This is a genomic window from Myroides sp. N17-2 (assembly GCF_002286775.1).
Taxonomy (GTDB): Bacteria; Bacteroidota; Bacteroidia; order Flavobacteriales; family Flavobacteriaceae; genus Flavobacterium.
In genome coordinates, this window is the sequence record NZ_NSGJ01000018.1 from 1 (window position 1) to 25,897 (window position 25,897).

Genomic DNA, 25,897 nt, shown 5'->3' on the forward strand with positions numbered 1-25,897 from the left:
AATTATCAAAAACAAAAGACGCTTTAAAAAAGGTTTGTTATAACCTCCTTTAAAAGCGTCTTTTTTTTGCATTATAGTGACTTGAAACCAAAAAAAAACCTTACTTTTTCAGTGCCCTCACCCATAAAGGAGACTTTTTTACTTTTAAAACTATACAGTGATGTCTAAAATCTATTTGATCCATAAGTCTATAATAAATATTGAAATATAAAGCCCCACTTTACTTCAAGGCTTTCTGCTTCACTAAATTATAAAATATATTCCTAAATAAATTATACTAATCAAAGCAAAAGCTAAATCATTAAAACATAAAAAAAAGCCTATACCAAGCTTCTTTACCTGATATAGACTCTCTGTCTTTTAAAATCAAACTACTTCTTATTAGCAGCTTGATTAACTATTTCCTTAAGAAGAGCTTTGCGTTTGGCTGCAGCCTCCTGTTCCTTCTGCTTCTTTTTATCTATCTTATCCTTTACTGCCTTTCTATTAGCAGGAGTATTTCTTCCCATTTATAGCTGTATTAATGATATACTATTCCGTTTCTGACAGCAAAGTTAAGATAAATACAACGCTATTTCTTCTGATGACCTATTAAAAATCCTTTTCAATAGGGTTACTCGTTAGAAGAATCTTCGTTTTCATTTCTGGAGGATACTGATCTATGTACTCTTTATTTTTAGGATTTAGATCAAGTAACAAATCAACAGCTGTCTTATTATAATGCACCTTATCTGCTTTCTTTGCTTGTTTTTTAGTTATCTCGGCATACTCCATTGGACCAACTAAAAAGTCTTTAGCAACTACCATATTCTGACTCTTAGTAAATTCAAAAACATACTCTTGTGCTCCATCCCAAGCTTTGACTACGAATCCAGGCAAGTTATTAAACTTATATGGGCCATTTAACACAGGGATGTCACTGGTAAATAACGCATACCATACGCGCCCGCCATAACTTGCTGTTGCCTCTTGTACATTATATCCCTCCCATTGTGTCACTTCCGGATCTATCCTCCACTGTATAGTGTTTTTAGGATCGCTATAAAAGTACTTTTGCCTAGCTAGCTCTTGATAAAGCTTGTTTTCTGTAGCATTACTATATATAGTCCAAGTAAAGCCTGCTTTAATCCTTTGTATTTTCATCACCTTATCCATTGAAGATAAAGTCTTATCGTCTTTTAACTTCTCTTTTAATTCATTTCGCTGCTGATTACCATAATCTGTAAATCGAGCATCAGCTTGATGAATATCTAATACAGCTACACCTTCTGTGATTTGTGCTAACTGTTGTGGATTAGTCACGATCTTCGTGTTATAAAAGAATCTACTGATCGATATCGAGTCCGTAGACTGCTGTGCAAAACTTGAGCTCACTAAAAGCAAAGAAAAAATAGCATATAGCTTTTTCATAGTAAATAATAAAGGGTTGGTTTAGTAAACATAAGAAAAACTTTTAGAAGCAGAGCATCTCATTACCAATTTACTTCCTAATTTGACTATCTTCGATACAACCGATAAACCAAACCAATGAAATACTTATTCACCTTACTTGTGTCAAGCTTTTGCTCTATACACACTTTTGCTCAGACAGAGTCTATTAGTGACACGATCCCCTTTGTTCTCAACAAATACAATACGATGTATATCAAGGCTGTTTTTAATCAAACAGATACGTTAAATCTAAATTTTGATACAGGAAGTAGTGCTTTGACCTTAACCAACGATGTCCTGAATAATAAGCTACAATCTAAAGTTAGCCTTTACCACACGCTTTATGAGCTAAAAATCGGCAACCAAGTCTACAAAACTGAAGCTTATGACGCTCAGCTCTCAGGCCACGATACAGATGGGAGATTTGGATGGGACTTATTTAAGAACCAAATAGTAGAGATGAATTATGAGGATAATATTATGGTTATCCACTCTCACCTACCTGATAGTATCGCTAAGGATAATGCATATACTAAGCTAGCAATCAATTATTTTGACAATGTCTTCTCGGTACAAAGCACCATAGTTCAAGATAAAATCGAAAACACAGATCTGTTTCTGTTTGATACCGGTTATAATAGAACAGTGATGTTAGACAATGATTTGATGAAGAGCCACAACTTCCCTTTTGAGCAAATGAAAGTGATTAAAACAATCATTATGAAAGGTGCAAAAGGAAACGAAATACCTGTCATCACTGCTAACTTACAACTACTCAAAATAGGTGATTACACCCTTAAAGACGTTCCTGCTCAACAGCTAACGACACATAAACCTCTAAGAGGAAAGAATATCCATATCCTAGGAAATGAAGTCTTAAAGAGATTCAATGCGTTTCTTGACTTTAAAGAGAATATCGTCTATCTAAAGCCTAGTAAATTGTATGATATAGCATATACAGACAAGTAAGAATATTTAAAGGGGATAAAGACACTGTCTCTATCCCCTTTAACCCAGAATCAGCATTAGCCAAATACTACAAAGAAATTCTACTTCATACCTCTTTCACTTCTTCTAAAACCATACTATTGTATGCTTTTTTCATAAGTTTAGAGTTATCTTGTATAATTACTTTTCGTTTATATGTCTATCGCTGATTCTGGGTTTAAAGCATATCTATTTCACTCTCTTATAAGTAAGCTCAGTATATTTAATAGAGTTCTCCTTGTCATTTTCCGGATTAGGTAATGTTGCCATAACTACTAATTCATCATTCGTTAAACTCGTTATTAACATCTCTTCTTCTATCCCCAACTCATCTAAAGTATGTATAGTATTCTTACGAAGAGAATAGGTTAAACTCGTTATCTCTTCAAGACACTTACCACTTTCGTCTTTACCGACATAATTAAGGATGTCTATTTTATCTGTAGTATACGTCCAAGTCATGTATCCACACCCATATTGATTCTTAGGGTTAGTATCTGATAGAAACTTCGCTTCCCTATCATAAATCTTCGCTGATGATAGTTGCCATATTCCTACTAAATTCTCTGCTTTAAACTCTTTAGCTACTTCTTGTTCTTTACAACTACTCACCCCCAATGTCAATAGAGACAACAGTAGAATAGATAACATCTTTCTCATATCCTTTTTTATGTAAAGATAAAACTTTCAAGAAGCTTCGCTACTAATTCAATTAAAAACACATTGATTTACCTTAGGAGTTTTACGTAAAAAAAACTACGCTAAAAGCCTACTTACTAATATCTTCAAACAACTTATCAACTACTTCTTCTAGAATATAACCTGTCCCATCAAAGCTAGTATTGGTCAATATAGATATTCCCATATTCTGTTTAGGATAAATTACAAACCAATTCTGCATTCCATATATACCTCCGTGATGTCTATAAATTAATTGGTTATCATTTTCTAATATATACCAGTGATAGCCTTCCCAAAAATCATTGCCTTCTTTATACAACCTCTTATGAGATTCATTTACAACTAGATTCGACTCATCAAGCTGTAATTTCATATATTTTATTAAGTCTGTAGTTGTAGAGTGTAATCCTGAAATCCCTCCCCATAAAGTCCTGCTGAAGTTGGGCATTAACTCATTTTTATCATTGTACCCCTTTACTAAGTTTGCTTTATCACTATCATTTAATGTGAACTTCGTTTGGTTCATCTCATTTGGTTTCAAAACAAAATCACTCACTAGTTCCTCAAAGCTTTTTTGATACACTTTCTCTAGTATATAAGCTGTTAGCTCCGGAGCTGTGTTTGAATAAGAATATACTTCTCCCGGCTTCGTTTCAATTTTAATTAGTTTTAATCCTTCAAAAAAAGCCTCTTTATTATCGCTTTTAAGAGGGAAATTAGGAAACCCACTTGTATGTGTAAGCAGGTCTTTTATCTTAATAGGCTCTCCTTTATATTCTAAATTGGGGTACGGTTCGTTTAGATATTTTCTAATATCATCATTTAAATCTATTTTTTTATCAAGTACAGATTTAGCAGCTACATAACCTGTAAAAGTCTTAGTTACAGAAGCTAACTCATAAAGCGTAGAATCATTTGGTTTATCACCTTTTCCAATAGATAATTCACCGAAATGCCTTACTATAGACTCTCCATCTTTCAGTACTGCTATTGAAACAGAATGAAATCTCTTATCCTCTAGTAATAGAAGAGCATTTTTTGTAATTGCATTTTCAATATTCTGTTTATTGACTTGCGCATTACTTTTAAAGCTAACTAAGGCAAAAATCAAAAAGGCTGCTAAACATCTTACTGTCATAATTTATAATTTGAGTGTCATATTATGTGGTTAAATTTAACTAAATAATAAATAGAAAAAACACAGTAAAGCTTTTTTGAAGTTGATAAAGCACTATGCCTGTCATTTCTAATCAAAAGATGAGTTTAAATGCATTGATAACATCCCTAAATACCTATTTTTTAGACCTTTTAAAACTATAATAAATAAACACTGCACTGATAAACATCAATATCGAAGCTAGTAAAAATGGAGCACCTGAAAACTCAAAAGGTGCACTCTCGTGTGTAAAGTAATAGAATAAATTAGTCATAACAGGTGGCCCTATAATAGAAGTAACACTTACTAAGCTTGTTAATGCTCCCTGTAATTCTCCCTGCTGATCAGAGGGTATGCTTTTACTAATTAACGCCTGAAGAGATGGCCCGCAAATTCCTCCTAAAGAATAGGGTATTAAAAAAACTAACATCATCCAACCCTGATTCGCAAAGGCAAATAATAAAAGTCCTAATGCATAAAATAACAACCCTAAATAAATACTTTTTTGCTCTCCTAATTTAGGTGCACTCCATCGAATTAATACCCCTTGTACCAATCCTATTAATAATCCCAATATTCCTAAAGAAATCCCCACTAGCCTTTCTGTCCAATTAAACTTGTACATCGTAAAGAAATGCCAATTACTTTGAACAGCGTGAAGCCCAATATAAACGAATACTAAAGCGAAAACTAGATTGGAAATCTTAGGATGCTTAAATAGAAATTTAAACGAACCTATCGGATTAGCACGTTTCCACTCAAACGATCTTCTCTTGCTTTTATCTAAACTCTCAGGAAGCATAAAATACCCATAAAGGAAATTCAAAAGACATAATGCTGCTGCTACATAAAAAGGTACCCTCGCTCCATAATGTCCTAATAAACCACCCAAAACAGGGCCTATTATAAATCCTAAGCCAAATGCAGCTCCTATTACTCCGAAATTCTTTGTTCTGTTTTCATCAGTAGAGATATCAGCTATATATGCACTTGCCGTAGAAATACTAGCGCCTGTTAGCCCTGCTATAATACGGCCTACAAATAGCCATCCGATACTCGGTGCAAGCGCTAATAAGATATAATCTATAGAAAAACCAAAAAGAGAAATCAATAAGATAGGACGTCTACCATACTTATCGCTAAGATTACCCACTATGGGTGAAAACACAAATTGTGTCATGGCATAGGCAAAACCAAGCCACCCTCCATATTTTGCTGCTTCGCTAATATCACCATGAATAAGTTCCCCTATCAGTTTAGGGACAACAGGAAGTATGATTCCCCACCCTATTATGTCAAGCAATAGTGTAATAAATATAAACCCTACTGCTGCTTTTTTATCTGTTTTTTTCATGGGGTAAAACTAAACAGAGTTGCTAAATGGGCTATTGACGATTTAATAGGTTTTAAGTACTATTTCTAAACCATTCTGAGGTTAACCTTAACTATTACTCTTCCTCTCTATATAATTTGGGAGACATACCTGTATTGCGTTTAAAGTATCTACAAAACACACTAGTATCTGTAAATTCTAATTCATTGCTGATTTCTTTTATAGATAAGCTTGAGGATTTCAACAATGTTTTAGTATGTAATATAAGTACATGATCAATCCACTGCAACGTAGATTTGCCTGTATTTTGTTTCAAAAAAGAAGAAAGATACTGTGTACTTAAATGTAGTTTATCTGCATAGAACTGTACATTTCTTTGCTTATGAGCATATTGAGAAACCAACGAATAAAAGTTATCTATGATTTCGTGTGTTCGAGTATTTGCTTGACTTTTATTATTAGGCATATCTTGATACTTTTCAGTAATCAAATTAATCAATACCATCACAAGATGCTTGAGCATTTCTATTTTATTACTGCTCTGTTTCTTGTTGTATATTTTCTCAATAAGCCTAATTAAATCTTCTTGTAAAAGGAGTTCTTCCTCATCTAACCTAATAATCGGCTGCCAACGAATCTGATCATTCATTACAAACTCTCTTAATATGGGAAATGTTGAAATAAAATCTAAAGAAAGACCAATAGTCACTATTTCTGCATCTTCACTTAAAGACTTTGTTTCTATCATCACCTGTGGAGGCACGACAGCTATATCTCCTTCTTTAACCTCATATTCTGAAAAGTGTATTTGAGTTTTCATTGAACCCTTTAATACAAAACCTAACAATAAACCTTCAAATAGACGACTATGTTTCTTATAGTTTTGATTTGGAGTACTGTGTTGATGAAAAACAACGATACCGTCTATCTTCCCTGAAGAATCAAGATCATATAGACTATAAACATTATCAAGGGTTATAAATAAAGCCATATTTACAAATACTAATGAGAAGTGTTTTTCTTCTATAGGATGTTATCTCACAACAATAATACCCATTTCTGTTTAAAGATGATTGCGCTTGTTTGTGTTGAATGTCTTCTTACAACGAACAACCCTTTTTCAATGTATGTAGTAATTTAGCGAGCAAATTCGATTTCTCATAGATTGAAATCGAGAACAATAATATGCTAAAATGTTGATCAAAGTTATTGATTGATTGTTTTGAATAGATTTGCTCTCCAATTAGTTACATTTAATTCTATTTCAAATAAGTTCCAGGTTTCTGATAATATTGTCAATCCAATAAATATTGGAGACGATTCAACAATATCTGGATTCTTTGATACATCTAGATTAAAACTTCTTAGAATATCTGAAGTTCCTTTACGAAGTTCCCCATCATCATCTTTATGTTTTATATAATTTGCAAGTCCAATAATTAATTCAATATGTGATTTTTCATAAATATCAAAGTTTGGTTCAAGTCTATAATACTTCACCTTTTCTGATGTACTATTAACCAAATCCTTTATGCTACCATTTATATAATTTTGAAATGCAATAAAAGCTAGTCCATAAATTGGTTCAGAATCTTCTCTAAACCAAATTCCATCATACCAATCCTGTTCATTGACTCTATATTCAAGTGATTTTATGGCATTGTCTAATCCTTGAATAATTTGATTTAAACCATTAGCTCTATAATCAACTTTCAAATAATTAGTATATAAGTTTTTATTTTTCATGAGTTCTAAGTAAATATTGAAGTCGTCTTGATTTTTGGAAAACAAAGAAAGGCAGCAGGAATTTATATGGTTAAACAAAACCTACAACCCCTTATATCAAATACTCTACAAAGATAGCATAGTATTAAATATGTCACCCTATTTAACTATCCAAAAAACAAGGATAAAAATATGAGCTTTCACTTTTTTAGATGGTCAGTACTATTTTTTATAAATTAAGATACAATCACTATTTCAGGTGCAAATTAGGTGCACATACCCCAAAAAAAAGCCCGATAACTAGTGTTATCGGGCTTTTCAGCGGAGAAAGAGGGAATAACACGTATAGGTTTACTAAATCCTTTAATGTGTTATTTTACTACATATCAATAAGTTAAAGTTTTGGTCGTTCGTGTAAATGTAGTTAAATAGTATATGATGGTATAAAAATTGGGTGTATATTTGGGTGTAATACTTTTAGCCATGACTATAAAAAGAAAAATAACTTTCGCTATTGAAAAAAGAAAAAAGGACAATATTCTTGTAGTTGAGAATGTCCCTATCCGTGCTCGTGTTGTTTATAACGGTGGACGAGTTGAACTCTTTACAGGTTATCGCATCGATGCTTCTAAGTGGGATGAAGATAAGGAAAAAGTACGCAACGGTTCTACTAACAAACTTAAGCAAAGTTCCTCAGAAATAAACACCGCTCTTAGTGAACTTACTACCATTGTGGATAGAATATTTAAAGAGTTTGAACTAAAGAATGAAATGCCTTCTTTCGAACTCTTCAAAGATGAAGTAAAACGCTACTCTGACAAAGAGATAAAGTCAGCAACAGAAAAGAATCTCTTCACTGCTTTTGACGAGTTTGTAAAAAGTAGTGGTAAACGCAACGATTGGACGGATGCTACTTACACCAAGTTTAAAACAGTTCGCTCGCACCTTAGTACTTTTAAGAGTGATTTTCAATTTGCGGATCTTAATGAAAAGACACTCTTAGATTATGTTACTTTTCTTAGAGAAAAGAAACAAATGCGCAATAGTACCATTGAAAAGCAAATCAGCTTTGTAAAGTGGTTTCTTAAATGGTGTAGAAGTAATAACTATACTATCCCCTATAGCTTTGAGAGTTTTAAGCCCAAGCTTAAAGAAACCTCTAAGCGTATTATCTTTTTGACTCAGGAGGAATTAGATAAAATCAAAGCAAAAGATTTAAGCGATAAGCCTTACCTTGATAGAGTGCGTGATGTACTTCTGTTTTGTTGTTATACAGGGCTTAGATACTCTGATGCTTATAACCTGACTAAACAAGATATCAATAACGAGGTTATTGAGTTTGTAACCAAGAAAACAAATGATTACTTACGTGTAGAGCTAAACAAACACAGTAGAGCTATTTTAGAGAAGTATAAAGAAGTTCCTTTTGAAGATGATAAAGCACTACCTGTTATCTCTAATCAAAAGATGAATGAGTTTCTTAAGACTCTTGGAGAAGTAACAGAAATCAATGAGCCTATTAGAGAAACATACTATCAAGGAAATAAGCGAATTGAAGAGGTTAAACCCAAGTATGAACATCTTAGTACTCACGTAGGGCGAAGAACGTTTATCTGTACTGCTTTATCGTTGGGAATACCTGTACAAGTGGTTATGAAATGGACAGGGCATTCTGATTATAAATCTATGAAACCCTACATTGATATAGCGGATTCAATCAAGGCTAATGCAATGACTAAATTTGATACGATATGAGCGATACCATTTCAACTACTTTAAAGCTGAGTCAGTATTCTAAGACATTAGACAAACTCTTAGATGAGTTTAAATCTGATGAGTTTACCTATGATATTTGGCAATGTTACAAGCAAGAGTCTTATGCTACAGTTTCTAAAGAACTTGACGCAATAGACCTTGAAGCCTTGCTGATTGAAATAAGAAATAGCAACTTTTCTAAGGGAGCTTTAAACAATATCGCTTTACTTCTTGAACAGCTAAGTTTGTTATTTGACCAGCATAATACTAAGATGCAAAACCTTGATTTCTATAAGCTGTACCACAGAGTATATATTGTGCACCTATTTAACGATAAGATTGCGCTTGCTACAGAGGATCTAAAGCACGTTAAAGAAAGAGAGCTTCCCTTAGAAGCACCAAAGGATCTAAATGATGCTGATATTGAGTATTTCAGAAAAGAACTTTCTGACCTTTATACCGAAAAGGAAGTCTTTGAAAAAGAGAATACTTACCTACTAACCAATTATTACAACTCATTTAAAACACATATCACCAAAGCGAAAGATTGGATTACAACTTATTTCCCTGAGGAACGGTTAAACTTAGACGATGATCTTTTTACAAGTATGCAAGTTAATCTTCTATACGAAGAGTGTATCTTGATGCAGTGTTTTAGTACTGAGGATATAAGCTTTGAGGATTTCTACCTGATTTTAAACAGGAGAAAGCCCAAAGCTAAATTTACACAGCCTTTTAAGCAAGTGACCAAGTTTGCTAAAGAACTAAAGCCTTATACTGATAAAGTTGACAAACAAATTAAAGACCAGTGGCGAGAATTTGTTTGTACTGAGCTGAATTTGAACGTGAATACGATTAAGTCTTATGGGCATAATTAATATCGTAAAAATCTGTTTTTAAGTTTTTTAAAGGAATTTATTTTTTATAAAAGTAACTTTCTTCTTTTTTAATGCTTTAAAATTTTCTGATAATTCAGTATGTGGTAATGTCTCATAGATAAATAACCAATACCTATCAAAATCATCTGTTTTCAAGGACTTAGAAAGATCTTTATATTCTTTTAGATATGCATTCTTGTTATGCTTCTTATCATATAAGTAAGCTATCATTAAATAGATACAATCTAAAGAATCAATAGCGTCATTTTTAATCGTTGGAATTTCAAGTTTAAAATCATATTTAATAGCCCAATAAATAGCATAGGAACAAGCCTCATATATTTTCTTTTTACTTCCATACAGGTATAGGTCGTGAGCCATATTCTTAATAATATCCTTACTTATATCGTGAGGTTCAAATACCTTACTTTCTAATATATGTACTAAATAAGGATACAATAAAACCAAATGATGAATTTGCTTTATGTAATAATTTTTTGCGTTTTTATCTAAATGTTTATTAGAAATAATCTTGATTGCATAATTTAAAATTGAAACATCAGAATCTTCATCTAGCATTAATTCAATCGCAAAATCAATGAATCCTTTTAGCTCTTTAACTCTAATCGCTTCGACACTATTAACTTGATAGGTATTAGTAAAATTAAAATGATTTAATTTAGTAACCCATTTTTTAACACTTGCTTGAGGAAGAGGGATTATTTTTGATTTTTTACTATTTAAAGCTAGCTCATACTTCTTCAACTCTTCAGATAAACAAAGAAAAAACCTATCAGCTTCTTCATATGAATTTACATAACAAGTATAGTCATCAATATTTCTAATATAGTTGAATTTTTGTTTACTAAGCTCATTGTCAACTGAGACAAGTAATATTTCAGATATCAAATTAGAGGAATGCGGACCTATTAAAACACCATTAGTTTCTCCGTGCTTTAAGTTACGTGTATTAAAATCAATTGTATTAAACCATTCACTTTGGTCACTTGGTTTTGACTTAGACTTAGCAATACTTTTTCCCACTAACGCCCAAGATATTGAATGGCTATATATGCTTGGAAAGCAATTTGATATATCTGCTAATGCAACATACTTACTTTTTATAACAATATCTTGTTCTGGATCACCATCTTTTGAGAAATTCTTATAATTCATTTCAAACAATTCTGATCTATTTTCTAATTTACGTAGATGAATACGACTAATTTTAAATGCATTATCTTTAGTTTTTTCAAAGAAATAGTCCTGTAATTTATTCCAATTATTGGCTAAATATTTAGCTTGATTAGCGTAAGCAAAGGGTTCTGGAATTGCCATAGGTCTAAGTATATTGATATTTCTCATGCTTGAATATCTAATAAAATCCTTAGGTTTATTGTTAATTGGAAAAGTCATTGAATTAGTAAAATCTAAAAATTCAATGCTAGTCAAGAAATCAGGTATCTTTTCTGCAAAAAGACCATATCCTACCAAACCTTCATATAAATCAATGTCGGAAATTTCTTCTATATAACTACTATAATCTCTCATTTTGATAAGCCTTAAATTAATTATCTTCAATTGTTTCAATTATAGTTTGTAAAAAACTATTTGCTGTTATAAAATTTTTTTCTTGTTGATCAATATGTTGAATGTTTTTTATTCCGTGAAAAAGATTATTACGAAACCTATATACAATTATTGATATCGCTAAAACTACTTCATATTGAGTGTTAGTTTCTGTATAATTAGATATGTCTTCTCTATTTAATAGCACCCTTGCGACAAAATCTTTTCTATCATTTGGTCTAAGTTGTAAAAAATTGAACCGTTCGTTAATCGTGTTATCTTCTTGATTAACATAGCGGTTCTTGAAATAATCTAAATATGGTAGAAAGCAATCAATATCAATAACAAAATCTACATCTGTTAATATTCTTTCTAGTTTAATAATGCTAAAACTTGTTCCAAAAAACTTACCTTCAAATAGATTCCATATTAATGAAAAGTCTTTAATGCTTTGTATATTATTTTCTGTAAAAGAAGTGCCATATCTCTTATTTAACCAATTTATCATCTATAACTATTTAAAAAATTATAATTACTTGATTTTTATTATTTCAAAATCAGGTGAATTTAATCATTTCCTAACTATTAAGAGAATAAAGAATCTCTAAAACCAAAGTTTGCTAATATTTGTACTTATTTCAACATGAATTATGACTTTACAGTTTATTTTGGTGCAATAAATTTATAATACAACTTTAATCACACATTAAAACGCTTAATTAAACACAAATCATTAATTATTAGTGTTTTATGTTTTAATATATTTCCATTTATCACATACTATCACAGAGTTTGATAGGTAGTTTTACAATGTTCGAACGAAGCAATTGTACAACCTAAAAAACTTTATAGTATGTATTTAAACGAATTAAAAGAAAAGCCTGTTTGGCAAATGACAGGACAAGAGCTATTAGACTTACTAAAGGAAATAGCGATGAATGAATCTACTCATTCAAAAAAGCAATCCAATGAATTACCTACCAAACGCTACGTGTATGGTATTGCTGGTATAGCCAAATTATTTAGTTGCAGTATATCTACTGCTAACAAAATAAAGAAAGACGGTAAAATCAAACGTGCTATTTTGCAGTATGGTAGAAAGATCATTGTCGATGCTGATTTAGCATTAGAACTCTTTGCAAAGAAGTAAAAGGATAACCACTACAAATCATCCTTTGTAAGAATCACATTCAATTAATTAAAATCAAAAAGTATTATGTCCTTAGATATACCTTATATCCGAGTAGGGACTTCCTATTTTAAAATTATCGAAAAACCCTTAATATCAGGTGATAAAGTTAAAGTAAGAGTTCGTTGGAATCGTGAAACCATTGTATCGGATCACGGAAAGTCCTACTTGGAAAACGTTTTAAAACTCGATGGGTTCTGCTGTATTCCAGATCATCTAAACTATCAGCTCTTGGTAGATAACTTTTACAATACCTACCACGAGCTCACGATAAGACCAAGTGAAGATAATCTGAGTTTACAACAGTTAGAGAACAACATACCCAATTCTTTACACTTTGTAAAGCACATCTTCGGTGAGCAGTATCTCTATGGTTTAGACTACCTAAAGCTGTTATATGAACAGCCAACACAGCCCTTGCCTATACTTTGTTTGGTCAGCAAAGAAAGGGCAACAGGGAAGAGCTCCTTTATCAAGTGGCTTAAAACAATCTTTGGGCTTAATATGACCTACATCAAAGGAGATTCCTTTAGCTCTCAGTTCAATGCCGATTGGGCAAATATGCTACTTGTAGCTATAGACGAGGTCTTCTTTGATAGAAAGGAAATCACAGAACGCCTAAAGTATCTCTCCACCACCGATAAAGACAAAGTGGAGGCCAAGGGAAAAGACAGACAAGAGATTGAGTTCTTTGCCAAGTTTATCCTGTGCTCAAACAACGAGGACAACTTTATTCAAATAGATGAAGAAGAAATCAGGTTTTGGATCCGAAAGATTAAGCCCATTGAATCCGAAGATGTCTTTTTTGTAAATAAGCTCAAAAAGGAGATACCACACTTCATTGCGTTTTTGCTTCTAAGACCTTTAGAGTCGAAGCAAAAAACACGAATGTGGTTTACACCCAAACAGATACTCACCGAGTCATTGTTAAAGCTAATCAGTAAAAACAAAGTTGAAGTAGCGATGATAGAGCTAATACACCTTTGTTTTGAGAAGATAGACGAACAATTACTTTGTATTGCCCCAAATGATATACTGCTTTTGCTTCGAAAAATAAACCCAAAGCTTTTTATCTCTGCTAGTGAAATAAGAAAGACTTTAAAAAAGTGGGATTTCACTCCAGAGGATAACACCAAATCTTATCAAGGGATAGAACTTCTATCACACGGAGAGTTTGTAAAAGTAGAACGCAGAGGACGGTATTATACCATAGAAAAACCTTTTTTCTATAAAACATTTGATGCTTTGATGCAAGAATAGATTAAACAACTGATAAACAATACCTTGGCTTGCATCAAACTCTGCATCAAACTTAAAAAAGACCTTATTTGATGCAAGAGTGATGCAGAAAACAAAATCAGTTTGATGCAGTGATGCAAGATTGATGCAGATTACTTAATTGAATTTCAGATACATACACTCTTTCTGCATCATTGCATCAAATAAAACACACTTTTAACCCTTTAATCAAAAACTATGAATTGCGATACAGCCAAACAAATAAGAATAATTGACCTACTTGAAAAGTTAGGTTATAGCCCCAAGAGAATAGCTAGTGAAAGTTGGTGGTATATCAGTCCGTTTAGACAGGAAAAAACACCTTCGTTTAAAGTCAACTTAGCCAAAAACCTCTATTATGATTTTGGAGAAGGTACTGGCGGAACAACGCTCGATTTTGTGATGCGTTATAATAATTGTAATCTAAAATCTGCTTTGAGCATTTTAGACAACAATGTTTTTTCATTTGTTCAGCCGACTGTTTTAAATATCACCGCTCAAAGTGAAAAGAATTATGAAATAACAACCGTTACAGAGATAGTTAACCTTCATCTTATACAATATGCCAAAAGCAGAAAACTATGCCTTAAAGCGGTTAAGAAGTATTGCAAACAGATACACTATACGCTGAATGATAAATCGTATTACGCCATTGGTTTTAAAAATGATGTGGACGGATATGAACTTAGAAATAAGTATGTAAAAATGTGTTTAGGCTCTAAAGCAGTTTCTTATATCTGTAATAATTCTAAGAAGGTAATCCTCTTAGAATCTTGGAGTGATTTTATAAGCTTTCTGACTCTTTATCCAAATGTAGAATACCGATTTGATTATATCATACTGAATTCTGTTACTACGCTAAATAGTACATTACTGAATGAGTTTAATAAAATTAAATATAAATCAATCGTTTGTCTTTTTGACAATGATAAGGCAGGTGATTTAGCCACCGAAAAAGTGCTTGATACTTATGGAAATAATGCTGTTGATGGACGCTTATTGTATCAAGAGTACAAAGATTTAAACGATTATTTAAGAACTATTAATCCAAACAATTCGGTGTGAGAAGTACAGGATGTTATTTGACTTGTGGACTCTTGCAAAGGTGATTTGACCTGTGGATTTTACACTGTGATTTGACGTCCTAATTATCGAGATGTGTCTTTGTCCTTACAAATTGAAAATTTGAATCGGAACAAAGACCACTCGTTTTTCTCCCGAAGGTCGCAAAATTGGTAAGACGATGAATAGAGAACACAAAATAGAATTTAGAGTTACCCTAACGGAATCTCTGCTTATAAAAAACAAAGCAGAGAAAATTGGCTGTAGCGTTTCTGAGTATTTACGCAGTACAGCTTTAGGATATTCTTTGAGTTATAAACTAACACAAGATGAGATTGAGGTTTACAAACTACTGAACAAGTTTGCTGATAACTTTAGAAGAATTGGCAACCTATTTAAACTTGGTGATACTACTGGAGTGAAAGAAACTACCGTTGAAACAGCAAACTTAATTCGAGCTCATCTTCAAAAACTAAAGTAATATGATAGCTAAAGCAAAAACGTGTATTGGAGGGACAGCACTTTTTAATTATGTGATTAACCCAAACAAGGGCTATGAGCTTGTTAGAAACAATCTTTCGGGGGAAACTCCGAAAGATATGTTTCAAACCATGCAGATACTGCAAAATCAAAACTCACGCTGTAAGAACAATACAATCTCCGTTGTTATTTCTCCTACTATCGCAGATAGCAAGAAGATGACTGATAAAGATTTAAACAATCTTGTCAATGATTTCTTAGTTAGTTTAAATTTAGATCCCCAAAGTGCGCAGTACATAGCTTACATCCATACAGAAAAAGAGCACAAGCACGTTCACATACTGGCTAACCGCATTGATGAAAATGGAAAAGCGTTAAAGGATAATTACATTGGATTTCAAGCCCAACGCATCGCTCATGAGGTAGCTTTAAAGTATGGCTGGACTTCTATACGTCAAGAGAATGAAAACAAGAAAGAGCAAATGAAGACTAATCAGAAACAAGTAGCTGAGATGATTAAAGAAGCACATTGCATTGTTTTAAAAGAGCATCCTAAAAGTTTACAACAGTATATTGATATGATGCGGATGCATCAAATAGAAGTGAAGCCAAGCGTAAACAAGCAAGGCAATATTCAAGGGTATCGATTTATTCACTTACCCACAGGTACAAATCTCAAAGCAAGTGAAGTTGATCGAAATTTAAAACTAAATGAACTGTTTGAAAATAATACTCGTAAACGTAGTGATGATTTGTTTCACGCTGTTCTGTTCAAGGAACAAGACAAGCCAATTTCATTTGAGAATTGGAATACCAATACAGTAAGCCTGTTTAGTTTTCTAAACTCTTTTGGGAATCACTATGAAGAATATATTCCTGATATGACTAAAAAGAAAAAACGAAAGCAAACACAAATACTAAACCTTTAACTATGGCAAAGAAACAACCTACACTTATAGAACTCACTGAGCTACTCTTTAAGCAAGTAGTTTACTTACAAGAAACAATGAAGCAGAATATCGCTCAGCAAACGGAGCTATCTAAAAGGATAAAGAATATTGAAGTTAAAGTAAATGTATCTGAGCTTAGAAAAATAGAGGAAGAACAGACAGAACGACTACACTCTTATCTGAATCATTTTTGCGTTAGATTACAGGCAATTAATGAACAGCATTATAAAGTAAATAGGTCTCTTAACTCAAAGAAGATTCTGTACTTAGTACTGCTTAATATCTTCTTTTTCTTGGTTGCTTGTTTGTGCATATACAAACTGAAATAGCAACATTGTTAGGTGAAGTATTTCAAATATTAGTTTTTTGTGTAACTTTACGATTCAATCTTTTTTAAATCAATGGCTGTATCTTTTGAGCCTTCTTAAACTAAGCTATTAATTATGGAACATAAAATACACCAAGGTAGAAATGTAAAGCGTTTTAGAGAAATGCTTGGAATCAAACAAGAGGTTCTTGCTTTTGATTTAGGAGAGGATTGGAATCAAAAGAAGATATCTTTACTTGAACAGAAAGAAGTGATTGATAATTCATTACTACAACAGATTTCTAAGGTACTTAAAGTACCTGTTGAAGCTATTGAAAACTTTGATTCAGATCAAGTTCTAAATATTATCTCAAATACATTCCACGATCATTCAGTTCAAAATTATAATTGTAATATTAACCCTATTGAGACAATTGTACAATTACATAATGAAAAAATTGCTTTGTATGAGCGTATGCTAAAAGAGAAAGACGAAATGATGAATCGTTTAGAGAAGTTGATTCAAAGTAAGTAAACATTAGTTTATATCAATATAACAGGAAAAAAAGGTAGAATTACTATGGATGGTATTCTACCTTTTTCTTTTTGTAGATAGTAGTTTAAAAATAGTTAATGTGATTAAGTCTTATATATTACAATAGTTTATAGGTTTTATTTTTATTAATAGTTGCACAAAGTTAGGCAATGCCTAGCGGTTCGCTAACAAGAAATTCCCCCATAAATGCTTGACTAAAGTCTTCGCTTTATTGCGTTGCTTCTTGCGCTCGCTAAGCCATTACCAATTGTGGCTCCATAATTAATTTAAAAATTTAATATTATGGAAACTACAGTTTTAAACACAGAATGGCTTATCGCATCAGAAGTAGAATTAATTTACAAATCAAAAGTAAAGGCTTCTCAAAGACCACACATTACATCTTCTTATAGTGCATATCAAGTAGCACTAACAGCTTGGGATAGTAATAAGATTGAATTATTAGAACAGTTTAAAGTAATTATGCTTTCTAACAATAATAAAGTACTTGGAGTATTAGACGCTTCTACGGGAGGAATAACAGGTACAATAGTAGATTTAAGAATCATCTTCTCAGCTCTTTTAAAAGCGAATGCAGTGGGATTTTTGATAGTGCACAACCATCCGTCTGGGTCATTAGTTCCGAGTGAAGCTGATAGACAAGTTACAAGAAAGATTAAAGAAGCAAGTAAGATACTTGATATTAATCTCTTAGATCATTTAATTATAACCGAAGAGAGTTACTACTCTTTTGCAGACGAAGGCACCTTATAGGTGTCTTTGTTTTTTATATAAGTAGTTATTTAAGTACTAATATGCAATCCTATAGACATATCTATGTAAATATATATGTACACTAATTTCAATATTTTGAAAATGAAACTAATAACAATGAAAATACTATTAAAGTCTATAATATAAGACGAGGAAGTTATCTGTATTAGGAAAAATTAAAAACGGGGCTGTTTTCTATTTAATTTCTCTTAAAGTTAAAATATCAATTTTTTTTCCATTTTGTTCAATTGATAGAACCCTACAGTGCTTATTTGTGGGATTTTTAACCAGAGATACTTCTTCTAATTCTACCTCCGTTATATTCCTAATGCAAAGTTCTCCATTATACAGTTTCCCTTTTATATGATTGCATTTTCCAGACTTTTGCTTACAAATTGAACAATGACTTTCCTTAATAACACTTCCAATACTTTGAAAATATAATTCTGGAAAAAGTAGTTTCTCGTATTGTTCAAGCCTAAGTAAATAGCTATTATGTTCTTCACTTTGAAATGTAGAATTTGAAATTACAGTACCATAAACTACTTGTGCTCTTACTAAATTATCCCAAGCTTCAGCCATTCTATCTTCTTTTAAACAGACAAGCATTTGTAATTCGAAAGCTATTGCCAGTAATGAATTTTCAATACAGTATACTAAATTTGCTTCACTCTCAAAATTTTTATTTACAAACTCTCTTTTTAAGTCTTTAAGCTCTTTTAAATAGCTTTCAATAGTTTTAATTTCTTCTTTTTGAATTTCAATAGCAATAGTTAAAATAGCCTTCTTTTGCGCTATAAAAACCATTTTATTGAATTCATCAATTAGTAACTGTGGGTTTTGAATAAAAGTTAACATTATAGTGATTTTATAATTTTCTCTAATTGTTTCAAGCCTTCGGCATCACCTTTATAATCTATTTTTGAATATTTGCCTCTTTCTTTTTTTTCGATAATAAATTCAATTTGAGCTTTTTTCACCCCAATCTTTCCTTTTATATTATCATAAATGTAATTTGATATAATATTCAAAATAACAGAAAGAGTGTTTGCATTATCTAAAATTATTGACGAAGTCATAAAAATAGAAGGCAAATAGATATCTGCATTTTTCCGACTTCTTAACAACTGTGGTTCTCCACCTAAAGTTTGAATTTTTATATTTCTGTTTTCAAAATATTTATTTAGCTCAATCACTGTTTCTGTGTAAATAAATTCATTAACATCGTTAACTGAATCTAAATTCTCTGGAACGAAAGCTAATTCAGTCAAAGGTGTTATTGACAATTTACTTAAGCTATCATTTAATTCTACTTCTTCAATTTTATAATTCATCTTTTTATCAATAAGTTGATTTAGTATTAGATATAATGTTAGTAGGCTTTACAAAGTGTTGAAAACAAACAAGCAATTTTTTATTTCTCACCGACTTCAACATAAGCCCTTTCTTATTTACTAAAATAAGAAGTATAACTGATTATACATAAATAGAATTATTATGTTTAAATTTAACACTTCAATTTATTTATCGAGTTACCTTTACCTCTATTTTTCTCCTTTATATGATAATACAATAGTTTTTTTATCAAAAACATGGTATACTACATTTGCTTTATTTCTAGTTCGTTTATCATTAGATATAAAGTAATCACAGAATGATGCATAATAAGCATGATTAGAATCCCATAGTCTAGCGTAATTAGACTTTTCGTTGTATTTATCTTTCCAATATCCAATCATGTCCAACATTTCAAATAATCCTGCAAATTTATTATGTAAACCAAAATCTGCATTGTTAGGAAATGATGTTATAGCGTAATCAATAAGTTCAACTACAGAGAATCCGCCAAACAGATCTTTTTTTTCATTAATTTGATTAATAACATCTTTGGGAGAATAATTATTTAATTTTGTTATATCAAGGTTAAGCTCGCTTCTAAACAAATTTCTTTGATTTTCATCAAGATTATTAACCATTTTTTTCATTGCTTCCTGTGTAAATTTAACATCAGTAATAGTTTGATAAACATTGTCTGGTTTTTCTATCATTCTATGAACCTCTTTTGTTTTAATTTCATGAAACAAATAATTATTTTTAGTAACAGAACTGATTGTTTCAAATCTTCTCAATAATCTTTCTTTAATTTCTGAATTTGTTCCTTTTATTTCATGTGCTTCTTGTAAGTGTGCAGATGAGTAGAAAAACGTAGAGATATTTGAGTCAATACAATTAATAATTTCTTCAATTGAAACATTTTGTTGTTCTAATTCAATTAATATATTATTATCTAGATACGCTGTTTTCATAAATTATAAGCAATTTTTTAATTTTCAAAACTATCAATTATTCAAGTATTAATTATTGTTTCTACATAAACGAAGTGAAAATCATTCTATTTGCTAACTTAATAAAAAATAATTCTTTGTTGGCTTCTAAAATATTAGAATTGCTCTTTAACAACAATTGTTACTGTTCCGATTTTAGGGAAGCCTACATCACTTGCACCCCTAAAATTAAATTTTTTCTGTCAAACCTAACTCTATGTTACTAAATATAACCCATAAAAAAACCCAATCTTACATTTTTGGGTGTAAAATTGGGTGTTATAGATGTAATTACCTGATAATCAAGGTAAATTGCGGAGAAAGAGGGATTCGAACCCCCGGACCTGTTACAGTCAACAGTTTTCAAGACTGCCGCAATCGACCACTCTGCCATTTCTCCTTTGGTCTGCACTACTTCCGTATTGCGAGTGCAAATGTAGTATAATTATTTACAACTCCAAACTATTACTTTAAAATAATCACACTTTTTTTACCCTCGTTGTATCTCTATCCTAACACCCGCTATACAGCATACTGTTTATCAAAAAGATACCTATACTACTATTCGAATATCTTAATCACTAATTTATAACTAAGCGCATCTAATGCGTTTAAAGCACTCTCTGAAGAACTATTAGATAACAGAACCACCCCTTTCTTCGTAACGGGATTAAACGCTACATAATTAGAATATCCTGAGTCAATACCTCTCGTAAAATATAAAGGATCCCCATTCTCAAATGGATACCCGATCTTCCACCCTAGACTCACCCAATAGTTAGGAGAGACGATAAGTGTAGGCTTTTGAGTAAGCTGTAATACCTTATCCTCCTTGTTAAACTGAGCTTGGATAAACTTCGCCAAATCCTCTGCTGTAGAGATACCTCCACTTGATGGTAATAACGCTCCCACTTTCACAGGATATCCCTCTTTTAGATTTAAGCCAATACCCTTTACCACCTCTTTCTTCTTCCTTGGCATATACACCGTAGAGTTAGTCATATTATATTTATTATAAATATGCTCTTGCACAAGCTTGTCAAAAGGCTTATTGTAGATCTTACTCAGCGTATTTCCTAATATAGCATAGCCTAAGAAAGAAAAACTCTGTCTTCTCTCCGCACTTGCTGTATCTATCTCAACATAGTTCGCTAGATAATCCTCTAATTGTTCTGAAGTATATTTCGTTAGGAAGTCATCCTCTGATTTCACACGTGCTGTTGCCACATCCGGTAACATTGGTATAAAGCTAGAGTGATTAGCCAATGCTGTAAAAGGCAACTTTATATTCTTATTAAAATTAAAGTTGTAGTACTTATTGACATTAGATGTAAGATCCACTCCTTTCTCCACAGCTGCCTCAGCTAATAGCGTAGAAGTAAATATAGTCATAAAGTTAGCGATAGAGAACTGCTTACTCGCGTTGTCCTCTAACTTAATACTCTCCCCTACCTTCTTAAATCCAAGATACTCTACCTTATCATTGTCAATTAGCGCAACGGCATACTGCCCCTTATCAGGTAGATTACTAGTCTCGTTAGCGATAATCTCCTCGATACTCAACTTCTTAAACGAATCATCCTTAGGTTTAGGCATATCAAGGACTCTAAACCCGATTACCTCACCTGTATCATTCATTGCCAAGTTTAATAGAGCAACTTCATTATTCTCAAATTCCGTTTTGAACAGTGCCAATTTATTAGCATCTAGCCCATAAAACTCCATATTCGTAATATTACCAAGCTTTTCTTTCATCTCTACGAAGAAAAGCTTCGCTTTAGCACTAGGCAACTCTTCTTTTAAAGACGGTGAGAAATGATTATAAATATCATCGTAATCATTAGTATTATAATCTTTCACAAAGGTATCTATCAAGGGCTTATACCCCTGCTCCTGCCCGAAAGACACAATAGTAGCTAACAAAAACATAGCTATAGAAATACTTAATCTCTTCATTTCAAATTGTTTTACAAGGATAAATATATTGGTATTTCTTCGATAATCCCCATTCTTTAACAAGATTAAAAGAAAAATAACAAATTCACTCTATTTATTATAACATTCGGAATGCTGTGCTTAATTAGGAATTTAAAATTAGGAATTCTTTGCCTTCAGCATTAGGGGATATAGACTGTGGCTACTAGATAGGGCTTATAATAATAAGCCCCTACCGTGGTGTACCAACAGGATGTAATATATATCTGCAAAACACTTCCGCAATAGTACGGGCAGGACAGAGCGTTAAAAAAGTGTCCTGTGGACAGTTTTAGCGAATGAGACAGGCGGCGCAAAGGCAAATACGCCCCGCAAAATGGGCACACAATCCATTTCCACAATCGTAAGGATGATTACATACCGCAATTGTCTGAACCAAGATTTACAGGATTAGAACGATTAACAAGATCTTTGCGTCCCATATTATCGCTCGACAGATATCACGCCCCATCAGCACACAATCGTAACATTTATAAAGGCCTTTTGTATACATACATTGTGGTTACTAGATAGGGCTTATAGTAATAAGCCCCTACCGTGGTGTCCCAACAGGACGTAATATATAGGCTCTAACAATCAATTCATCTTACGAAGCGACAAAGTGAAGTAATCTTTTAAAACCAAATACCCTTGCGAAGCCCTCACGGCCTTAACGGATAAGCGAGTGTCAATAGGTGCAAATTACTAGATACAAAATTCTGTTTGACCAGGACCGAACGTTAAGAAAATGTCTAGTAGACATTTTTAGTGATGGAGCCAGGTGGCGCAAAGGCCTATTTTGTATCAGAAATTTGTGCCGTAATTGACCGCTTAGGAGTTAAAGCCTTGATTTTTTTTGTTACTTTTTTTCCTTGATGAAAAAAAGTAAAGAAAGAAACCGCGTAGCGAAAATAATTAATAAGTAACATAGACAATCTCTATTACAATCCCAACTTCCAACTACTTTTTTTAACTATATTCGCTTCTATAAAAATGAATGACTATGACCAAGAGTGAGAAAGTACAGTTCGCTATGGAGACCCTAGACGCTCTATACCCTGAAGTACCCGTGCCATTAGACCATAAAGATCCATATACCCTACTTATAGCTGTATTATTATCAGCACAGTGTACAGACGAACGAGTGAATAAAATAACTCCACTCCTATTCGCTAAGGCTGATAATCCATACGATATGATCAAACTAACCGTAGAGGAAATCCAAGATATCATCAGACCTTGTGGGTTGTCACCGATGAAGTCTAAAGGGATCTATGGGCTGTCTCATATTCTTATTGATAAGCATAATGGTCAAGTACCACAGGATATGGCAGCCTTAGAAGAGCTACCTGCTGTGGGGCATAAGACTGCAAGTGTAGTGATGTCTCAGGCTTTTGGTATTCCTGCATTTCCTGTAGATACGCATATCCACAGACTAATGTACAGATGGAACTTCTCTAATGGCAAGAGCGTAGAGCAAACCGAAAGGGATGCCAAACGCCTATTCCCTGAAGACAAATGGAACTTATTGCATTTACAATTAGTTTGGTATGGACGTCAGTACTCACCTGCTCGTGCATGGAATCTAGAGGTAGATATTATCACAAGTGTTATCGGTAGAAAGACCGTAATCAACGAATATTATAAGAAAAAAGGAATCAAATAGAGATTATCTCTACCACATAATACAAAAGAGAGGTTAACTTAATGGAAAAGTTAACCTCTCTTTTTTTTAACCTTGAATAGGTTTAGTTCTCTTTCGAGTAAAGCGATAGATTGTTTATTAAGCCGTCAAGTCCTACTAGACTTAACGCTCTTGAATAGCTCAATAGGAATTTAATGGTTTCTTCTTTTGGCAAAGTAAAACCTTGTTGTTTCGTTACGTAATTTTTCTTCATATAAAGATGTTTTGTTGTTTTGTACTATGATAACGACAAAACATCTCCAAATATTATATCTCTGTCAAAATAATATTTTTTTCATCAATTAATTTTCTTAAATTAAGCAATGCATATCGCATTCTACCTAAGGCAGTATTGATACTTACATCCGTTAATTCAGCTATCTCCTTGAAACTCAAATCTTGATACATACGCATCGTGATTACTTGTCTCTGATCTTCAGGAAGTTCTTTAAGTAGTAAATGCAGATCTGCTTCTATTTGTCCTTGAATCAAATCCCCCTCTACCGTATTAGAATCATCTTTTAAAAACGAGAATATAGGCATCTCTTCAGAATCGTATTGAAACTGAACGCGCTTTTCCTTTCTGTAGTGATCCATTACCAAGTTATGTGCAATGCGTATCACCCACGGAAGGAACTTGCCCTCTTCGTTATAACGCCCCGATTTAAGGGTATTTATTACTTTAATGAATGTATCTTGGAAAACATCATTTGCCAACTCGGCATCTGAAACTTTAGAAAAGATAAAACCATAAATCTTAGACTGATGTCTTTTGATCAAAACCTCTAACGCGCCTTCACCACCTGCAATATATAATGTTACAAGGGTTGCATCAGGCATATTTATATATACCATACCAAATTTCTTTTTAAAACTGTAAATAGATTTTTATAAAGTAATTTTGTAGAATAGGCTTTGATGATTTATTGTTTATCGGGACAAATATATAAAATTATATTTGTTAAAATAAATAAAAAATAAAAGTTTTTTTTAGAACATATAGTGACAAAGCATAAGATATCACGCCTTTTAAGCAGGATATATCAAAAATCACATATCTTAATATTATCTAAATGAAATAATCACAACATTAAGTGTTATTGACTGTGAAAAACACAATTCTTATTTCATTAAAATTAACACTTATTCCCTATCCATATCCTTAATTCATTCCTGTTCAGGTCTAATACCCTGATTAGCCCCCCTTGTCCTTATTTACTTCTTTGGTACGCATTAGCCAACAGGGAAAAGTGAAACAGAGAACATAATCTTTCATAGCTACTAGATAGATTATATCATATCGGCAAGACGTGATAACTAGAAAACAATACCTCCTAGTCTCTCCTATCTAATAGCACTTGATCTAAACTATATACGTATACTGGTACTGTGCTAAGCAAAAAACTTGCGCTAACCCCAATCCACACTGAATAATCAAAGGTCATTTTGATGCCAAATGCCAAGGTCATCATTAAAGCAAAAAAGGTCAAAAGCCCCCCTGAGAGTATAGCCGTGATTCTAGTTTGATATCCTACGATTAATAGGAATGCCAATACCACTTCTAAACAAGTAGCCAATACAGCTAATATCCTACCTATAAAATCAGGTACAAAGAAATTGAGTTGATTTGAATAATTGAGAAAGTTTTCCCAATTTCCCCAAGCAACATTAGTAGTTCCTGGAGTGCCCCATAATCCCATTCGATCAGCGACAGCTGATAAAAAACCAATCGCTATGGCAAAGCGCAAAAATAATTGTGTAATCTTCATTTGATGATTTGTTTAAACAGCAAATCTAGTCTCCTAGCTTTTAAATAAAATTAAAC

Annotated in this window: 28 protein-coding genes and 1 tRNA gene; 12 read left to right on the forward strand and 17 right to left on the reverse strand. The window is 32.4% G+C overall.

What is annotated here, in order from left to right:
• Positions 1 to 371: 371 nt before the first annotated feature.
• Together CF599_RS19640 and CF599_RS08990 are read right to left on the reverse strand one after the other, a co-directional pair.
• Positions 372 to 509, reverse strand: coding sequence for a hypothetical protein (locus CF599_RS19640; RefSeq protein WP_173835528.1), 138 nt, complete (start codon positions 507 to 509; stop codon positions 372 to 374).
• Between the two features lie 82 nt (positions 510 to 591).
• Positions 592 to 1,410 (reverse strand): GLPGLI family protein, encoded by an 819-nt coding sequence (locus tag CF599_RS08990; RefSeq protein WP_121965704.1) that lies wholly within the window; start codon positions 1,408 to 1,410, stop codon positions 592 to 594.
• A 117-nt stretch (positions 1,411 to 1,527) separates the two neighbouring features.
• Here CF599_RS08990 and CF599_RS08995 point away from each other — a divergent pair, with 117 nt between their 5' ends.
• Complete coding sequence (locus CF599_RS08995) at positions 1,528 to 2,400, forward strand: aspartyl protease family protein (protein ID WP_121965705.1); 873 nt, start codon at positions 1,528 to 1,530, stop codon at positions 2,398 to 2,400.
• A gap of 207 nt (positions 2,401 to 2,607) precedes the next feature.
• Here the strand turns inward: CF599_RS08995 and CF599_RS09005 are convergent, their stop codons facing one another.
• The 5 genes from CF599_RS09005 to CF599_RS09025 form a co-directional block, all read right to left on the reverse strand.
• On the reverse strand, positions 2,608 to 3,078 hold the full coding sequence (locus tag CF599_RS09005) for a lipocalin family protein (protein ID WP_121965706.1): 471 nt from the start codon (positions 3,076 to 3,078) through the stop codon (positions 2,608 to 2,610).
• A gap of 109 nt (positions 3,079 to 3,187) precedes the next feature.
• Positions 3,188 to 4,237, reverse strand: a complete 1,050-nt coding sequence (locus CF599_RS09010; protein ID WP_121965707.1) for a serine hydrolase — start codon at positions 4,235 to 4,237, stop codon at positions 3,188 to 3,190.
• 154 nt (positions 4,238 to 4,391) lie between these two features.
• Complete coding sequence (locus tag CF599_RS09015) at positions 4,392 to 5,609, reverse strand: TCR/Tet family MFS transporter (RefSeq protein WP_121965708.1); 1,218 nt, start codon at positions 5,607 to 5,609, stop codon at positions 4,392 to 4,394.
• Positions 5,610 to 5,703: 94 nt separating this feature from the next.
• Entirely contained in the window at positions 5,704 to 6,579 is an 876-nt protein-coding gene (locus tag CF599_RS09020; RefSeq protein WP_121965709.1) for an AraC family transcriptional regulator, read from the reverse strand.
• A 215-nt stretch (positions 6,580 to 6,794) separates the two neighbouring features.
• Positions 6,795 to 7,334, reverse strand: coding sequence for a hypothetical protein (locus tag CF599_RS09025; RefSeq protein WP_121965710.1), 540 nt, complete (start codon positions 7,332 to 7,334; stop codon positions 6,795 to 6,797).
• Positions 7,335 to 7,796: 462 nt separating this feature from the next.
• Between CF599_RS09025 and CF599_RS09030 the strand changes: the two genes are divergently transcribed.
• Together CF599_RS09030 and CF599_RS09035 are read left to right on the forward strand one after the other, a co-directional pair.
• Entirely contained in the window at positions 7,797 to 9,068 is a 1,272-nt protein-coding gene (locus CF599_RS09030) for a site-specific integrase (protein ID WP_121965711.1), read from the forward strand.
• Complete coding sequence (locus CF599_RS09035) at positions 9,065 to 9,946, forward strand: hypothetical protein (RefSeq protein ID WP_121965712.1); 882 nt, start codon at positions 9,065 to 9,067, stop codon at positions 9,944 to 9,946. The genes CF599_RS09030 and CF599_RS09035 overlap by 4 nt, the downstream gene beginning before the upstream one ends.
• Positions 9,947 to 9,973: 27 nt before the next feature.
• Here the strand turns inward: CF599_RS09035 and CF599_RS09040 are convergent, their stop codons facing one another.
• Positions 9,974 to 11,497, reverse strand: coding sequence for an RNA-directed DNA polymerase (locus tag CF599_RS09040; protein WP_143824809.1), 1,524 nt, complete (start codon positions 11,495 to 11,497; stop codon positions 9,974 to 9,976).
• A 16-nt stretch (positions 11,498 to 11,513) separates the two neighbouring features.
• Complete coding sequence (locus CF599_RS09045; RefSeq protein ID WP_121965714.1) at positions 11,514 to 12,023, reverse strand: hypothetical protein; 510 nt, start codon at positions 12,021 to 12,023, stop codon at positions 11,514 to 11,516.
• Positions 12,024 to 12,368: 345 nt separating this feature from the next.
• Here CF599_RS09045 and CF599_RS09050 point away from each other — a divergent pair, with 345 nt between their 5' ends.
• The 8 genes from CF599_RS09050 (at position 12,369) to CF599_RS09085 (ending at position 18,090) form a co-directional block, all read left to right on the forward strand.
• Positions 12,369 to 12,665: a DUF3853 family protein gene (locus CF599_RS09050; RefSeq protein ID WP_121965715.1), complete on the forward strand. Its 297-nt coding sequence runs from the start codon at positions 12,369 to 12,371 to the stop codon at positions 12,663 to 12,665.
• 66 nt (positions 12,666 to 12,731) lie between these two features.
• Positions 12,732 to 13,964: a primase-helicase family protein gene (locus CF599_RS09055; RefSeq protein ID WP_121965716.1), complete on the forward strand. Its 1,233-nt coding sequence runs from the start codon at positions 12,732 to 12,734 to the stop codon at positions 13,962 to 13,964.
• A 216-nt stretch (positions 13,965 to 14,180) separates the two neighbouring features.
• Positions 14,181 to 15,047, forward strand: a complete 867-nt coding sequence (locus CF599_RS09060) for a CHC2 zinc finger domain-containing protein (protein WP_121965717.1) — start codon at positions 14,181 to 14,183, stop codon at positions 15,045 to 15,047.
• Positions 15,048 to 15,225: 178 nt separating this feature from the next.
• The gene (locus tag CF599_RS09065) at positions 15,226 to 15,525 is read left to right on the forward strand and encodes a mobilization protein (protein ID WP_121965718.1); all 300 of its coding nucleotides are present in this window, start codon (positions 15,226 to 15,228) and stop codon (positions 15,523 to 15,525) included.
• A 1-nt stretch (position 15,526) separates the two neighbouring features.
• A complete protein-coding gene (locus tag CF599_RS09070) occupies positions 15,527 to 16,453 on the forward strand; it encodes a relaxase/mobilization nuclease domain-containing protein (protein WP_121965719.1) in 927 nt (308 codons plus the stop codon).
• Between the two features lie 2 nt (positions 16,454 to 16,455).
• Positions 16,456 to 16,803, forward strand: coding sequence for a hypothetical protein (locus CF599_RS09075; protein ID WP_121965720.1), 348 nt, complete (start codon positions 16,456 to 16,458; stop codon positions 16,801 to 16,803).
• 114 nt (positions 16,804 to 16,917) lie between these two features.
• A complete protein-coding gene (locus tag CF599_RS09080) occupies positions 16,918 to 17,316 on the forward strand; it encodes a helix-turn-helix domain-containing protein (RefSeq protein ID WP_121965721.1) in 399 nt (132 codons plus the stop codon).
• Positions 17,317 to 17,619: 303 nt separating this feature from the next.
• On the forward strand, positions 17,620 to 18,090 hold the full coding sequence (locus CF599_RS09085; protein ID WP_121965722.1) for a JAB domain-containing protein: 471 nt from the start codon (positions 17,620 to 17,622) through the stop codon (positions 18,088 to 18,090).
• 195 nt (positions 18,091 to 18,285) lie between these two features.
• Here the strand turns inward: CF599_RS09085 and CF599_RS09090 are convergent, their stop codons facing one another.
• From CF599_RS09090 to CF599_RS09110, 5 genes are all read right to left on the reverse strand, one after another.
• The gene (locus CF599_RS09090; RefSeq protein WP_121965723.1) at positions 18,286 to 18,948 is read right to left on the reverse strand and encodes a hypothetical protein; all 663 of its coding nucleotides are present in this window, start codon (positions 18,946 to 18,948) and stop codon (positions 18,286 to 18,288) included.
• Positions 18,948 to 19,424, reverse strand: a complete 477-nt coding sequence (locus CF599_RS09095; RefSeq protein ID WP_121965724.1) for a hypothetical protein — start codon at positions 19,422 to 19,424, stop codon at positions 18,948 to 18,950. The genes CF599_RS09090 and CF599_RS09095 overlap by 1 nt, the downstream gene beginning before the upstream one ends.
• Positions 19,425 to 19,634: 210 nt before the next feature.
• Positions 19,635 to 20,396: a hypothetical protein gene (locus tag CF599_RS09100; protein ID WP_121965725.1), complete on the reverse strand. Its 762-nt coding sequence runs from the start codon at positions 20,394 to 20,396 to the stop codon at positions 19,635 to 19,637.
• A gap of 333 nt (positions 20,397 to 20,729) precedes the next feature.
• Positions 20,730 to 20,814 (reverse strand) — tRNA-Ser (locus CF599_RS09105).
• Positions 20,815 to 20,975: 161 nt separating this feature from the next.
• Complete coding sequence (locus CF599_RS09110) at positions 20,976 to 22,370, reverse strand: serine hydrolase (protein ID WP_121965726.1); 1,395 nt, start codon at positions 22,368 to 22,370, stop codon at positions 20,976 to 20,978.
• Between the two features lie 1,021 nt (positions 22,371 to 23,391).
• On the opposite strand from CF599_RS09110, the gene nth reads away from it, so the two are divergent.
• The gene (nth, locus tag CF599_RS09115) at positions 23,392 to 24,054 is read left to right on the forward strand and encodes an endonuclease III (protein WP_121965784.1); all 663 of its coding nucleotides are present in this window, start codon (positions 23,392 to 23,394) and stop codon (positions 24,052 to 24,054) included.
• Between the two features lie 82 nt (positions 24,055 to 24,136).
• On the opposite strand, the gene CF599_RS19645 is transcribed toward nth, so the two are convergent.
• From CF599_RS19645 to CF599_RS09125, 3 genes are all read right to left on the reverse strand, one after another.
• On the reverse strand, positions 24,137 to 24,286 hold the full coding sequence (locus CF599_RS19645; protein WP_173835530.1) for a hypothetical protein: 150 nt from the start codon (positions 24,284 to 24,286) through the stop codon (positions 24,137 to 24,139).
• Between the two features lie 53 nt (positions 24,287 to 24,339).
• The gene (locus CF599_RS09120; protein WP_121965727.1) at positions 24,340 to 24,927 is read right to left on the reverse strand and encodes a sigma-70 family RNA polymerase sigma factor; all 588 of its coding nucleotides are present in this window, start codon (positions 24,925 to 24,927) and stop codon (positions 24,340 to 24,342) included.
• Between the two features lie 479 nt (positions 24,928 to 25,406).
• The gene (locus CF599_RS09125) at positions 25,407 to 25,841 is read right to left on the reverse strand and encodes a MauE/DoxX family redox-associated membrane protein (RefSeq protein ID WP_121965728.1); all 435 of its coding nucleotides are present in this window, start codon (positions 25,839 to 25,841) and stop codon (positions 25,407 to 25,409) included.
• Positions 25,842 to 25,897 lie beyond the last annotated feature (56 nt).

What these genes read in the sequence shown, in the direction of transcription:
- CF599_RS09045 (WP_121965714.1), bottom strand. Translation starts at nt 12,023, where the DNA reads ATGATAAATTGGTTAAATAAGAGATATGGCACTTCTTTTACAGAAAAT.
- CF599_RS09120 (WP_121965727.1), bottom strand. Translation starts at nt 24,927, where the DNA reads ATGGTATATATAAATATGCCTGATGCAACCCTTGTAACATTATATATT.
- CF599_RS09010 (WP_121965707.1), bottom strand. Translation starts at nt 4,237, where the DNA reads ATGACAGTAAGATGTTTAGCAGCCTTTTTGATTTTTGCCTTAGTTAGC.
- CF599_RS09035 (WP_121965712.1), top strand. Translation starts at nt 9,065, where the DNA reads ATGAGCGATACCATTTCAACTACTTTAAAGCTGAGTCAGTATTCTAAG.
- CF599_RS09040 (WP_143824809.1), bottom strand. Translation starts at nt 11,497, where the DNA reads ATGAGAGATTATAGTAGTTATATAGAAGAAATTTCCGACATTGATTTA.
- CF599_RS09065 (WP_121965718.1), top strand. Translation starts at nt 15,226, where the DNA reads ATGAATAGAGAACACAAAATAGAATTTAGAGTTACCCTAACGGAATCT.
- CF599_RS09025 (WP_121965710.1), bottom strand. Translation starts at nt 7,334, where the DNA reads ATGAAAAATAAAAACTTATATACTAATTATTTGAAAGTTGATTATAGA.
- CF599_RS19640 (WP_173835528.1), bottom strand. Translation starts at nt 509, where the DNA reads ATGGGAAGAAATACTCCTGCTAATAGAAAGGCAGTAAAGGATAAGATA.
- CF599_RS09125 (WP_121965728.1), bottom strand. Translation starts at nt 25,841, where the DNA reads ATGAAGATTACACAATTATTTTTGCGCTTTGCCATAGCGATTGGTTTT.
- CF599_RS09030 (WP_121965711.1), top strand. Translation starts at nt 7,797, where the DNA reads ATGACTATAAAAAGAAAAATAACTTTCGCTATTGAAAAAAGAAAAAAG.
- CF599_RS09055 (WP_121965716.1), top strand. Translation starts at nt 12,732, where the DNA reads ATGTCCTTAGATATACCTTATATCCGAGTAGGGACTTCCTATTTTAAA.
- CF599_RS09070 (WP_121965719.1), top strand. Translation starts at nt 15,527, where the DNA reads ATGATAGCTAAAGCAAAAACGTGTATTGGAGGGACAGCACTTTTTAAT.
- CF599_RS09085 (WP_121965722.1), top strand. Translation starts at nt 17,620, where the DNA reads ATGGAAACTACAGTTTTAAACACAGAATGGCTTATCGCATCAGAAGTA.
- CF599_RS09095 (WP_121965724.1), bottom strand. Translation starts at nt 19,424, where the DNA reads ATGAATTATAAAATTGAAGAAGTAGAATTAAATGATAGCTTAAGTAAA.
- CF599_RS09090 (WP_121965723.1), bottom strand. Translation starts at nt 18,948, where the DNA reads ATGTTAACTTTTATTCAAAACCCACAGTTACTAATTGATGAATTCAAT.
- CF599_RS08990 (WP_121965704.1), bottom strand. Translation starts at nt 1,410, where the DNA reads ATGAAAAAGCTATATGCTATTTTTTCTTTGCTTTTAGTGAGCTCAAGT.
- nth (WP_121965784.1), top strand. Translation starts at nt 23,392, where the DNA reads ATGACCAAGAGTGAGAAAGTACAGTTCGCTATGGAGACCCTAGACGCT.
- CF599_RS09080 (WP_121965721.1), top strand. Translation starts at nt 16,918, where the DNA reads ATGGAACATAAAATACACCAAGGTAGAAATGTAAAGCGTTTTAGAGAA.
- CF599_RS09020 (WP_121965709.1), bottom strand. Translation starts at nt 6,579, where the DNA reads ATGGCTTTATTTATAACCCTTGATAATGTTTATAGTCTATATGATCTT.
- CF599_RS19645 (WP_173835530.1), bottom strand. Translation starts at nt 24,286, where the DNA reads ATGAAGAAAAATTACGTAACGAAACAACAAGGTTTTACTTTGCCAAAA.
- CF599_RS09050 (WP_121965715.1), top strand. Translation starts at nt 12,369, where the DNA reads ATGTATTTAAACGAATTAAAAGAAAAGCCTGTTTGGCAAATGACAGGA.
- CF599_RS09110 (WP_121965726.1), bottom strand. Translation starts at nt 22,370, where the DNA reads ATGAAGAGATTAAGTATTTCTATAGCTATGTTTTTGTTAGCTACTATT.
- CF599_RS09005 (WP_121965706.1), bottom strand. Translation starts at nt 3,078, where the DNA reads ATGAGAAAGATGTTATCTATTCTACTGTTGTCTCTATTGACATTGGGG.
- CF599_RS09100 (WP_121965725.1), bottom strand. Translation starts at nt 20,396, where the DNA reads ATGAAAACAGCGTATCTAGATAATAATATATTAATTGAATTAGAACAA.
- CF599_RS09060 (WP_121965717.1), top strand. Translation starts at nt 14,181, where the DNA reads ATGAATTGCGATACAGCCAAACAAATAAGAATAATTGACCTACTTGAA.
- CF599_RS09015 (WP_121965708.1), bottom strand. Translation starts at nt 5,609, where the DNA reads ATGAAAAAAACAGATAAAAAAGCAGCAGTAGGGTTTATATTTATTACA.
- CF599_RS08995 (WP_121965705.1), top strand. Translation starts at nt 1,528, where the DNA reads ATGAAATACTTATTCACCTTACTTGTGTCAAGCTTTTGCTCTATACAC.
- CF599_RS09075 (WP_121965720.1), top strand. Translation starts at nt 16,456, where the DNA reads ATGGCAAAGAAACAACCTACACTTATAGAACTCACTGAGCTACTCTTT.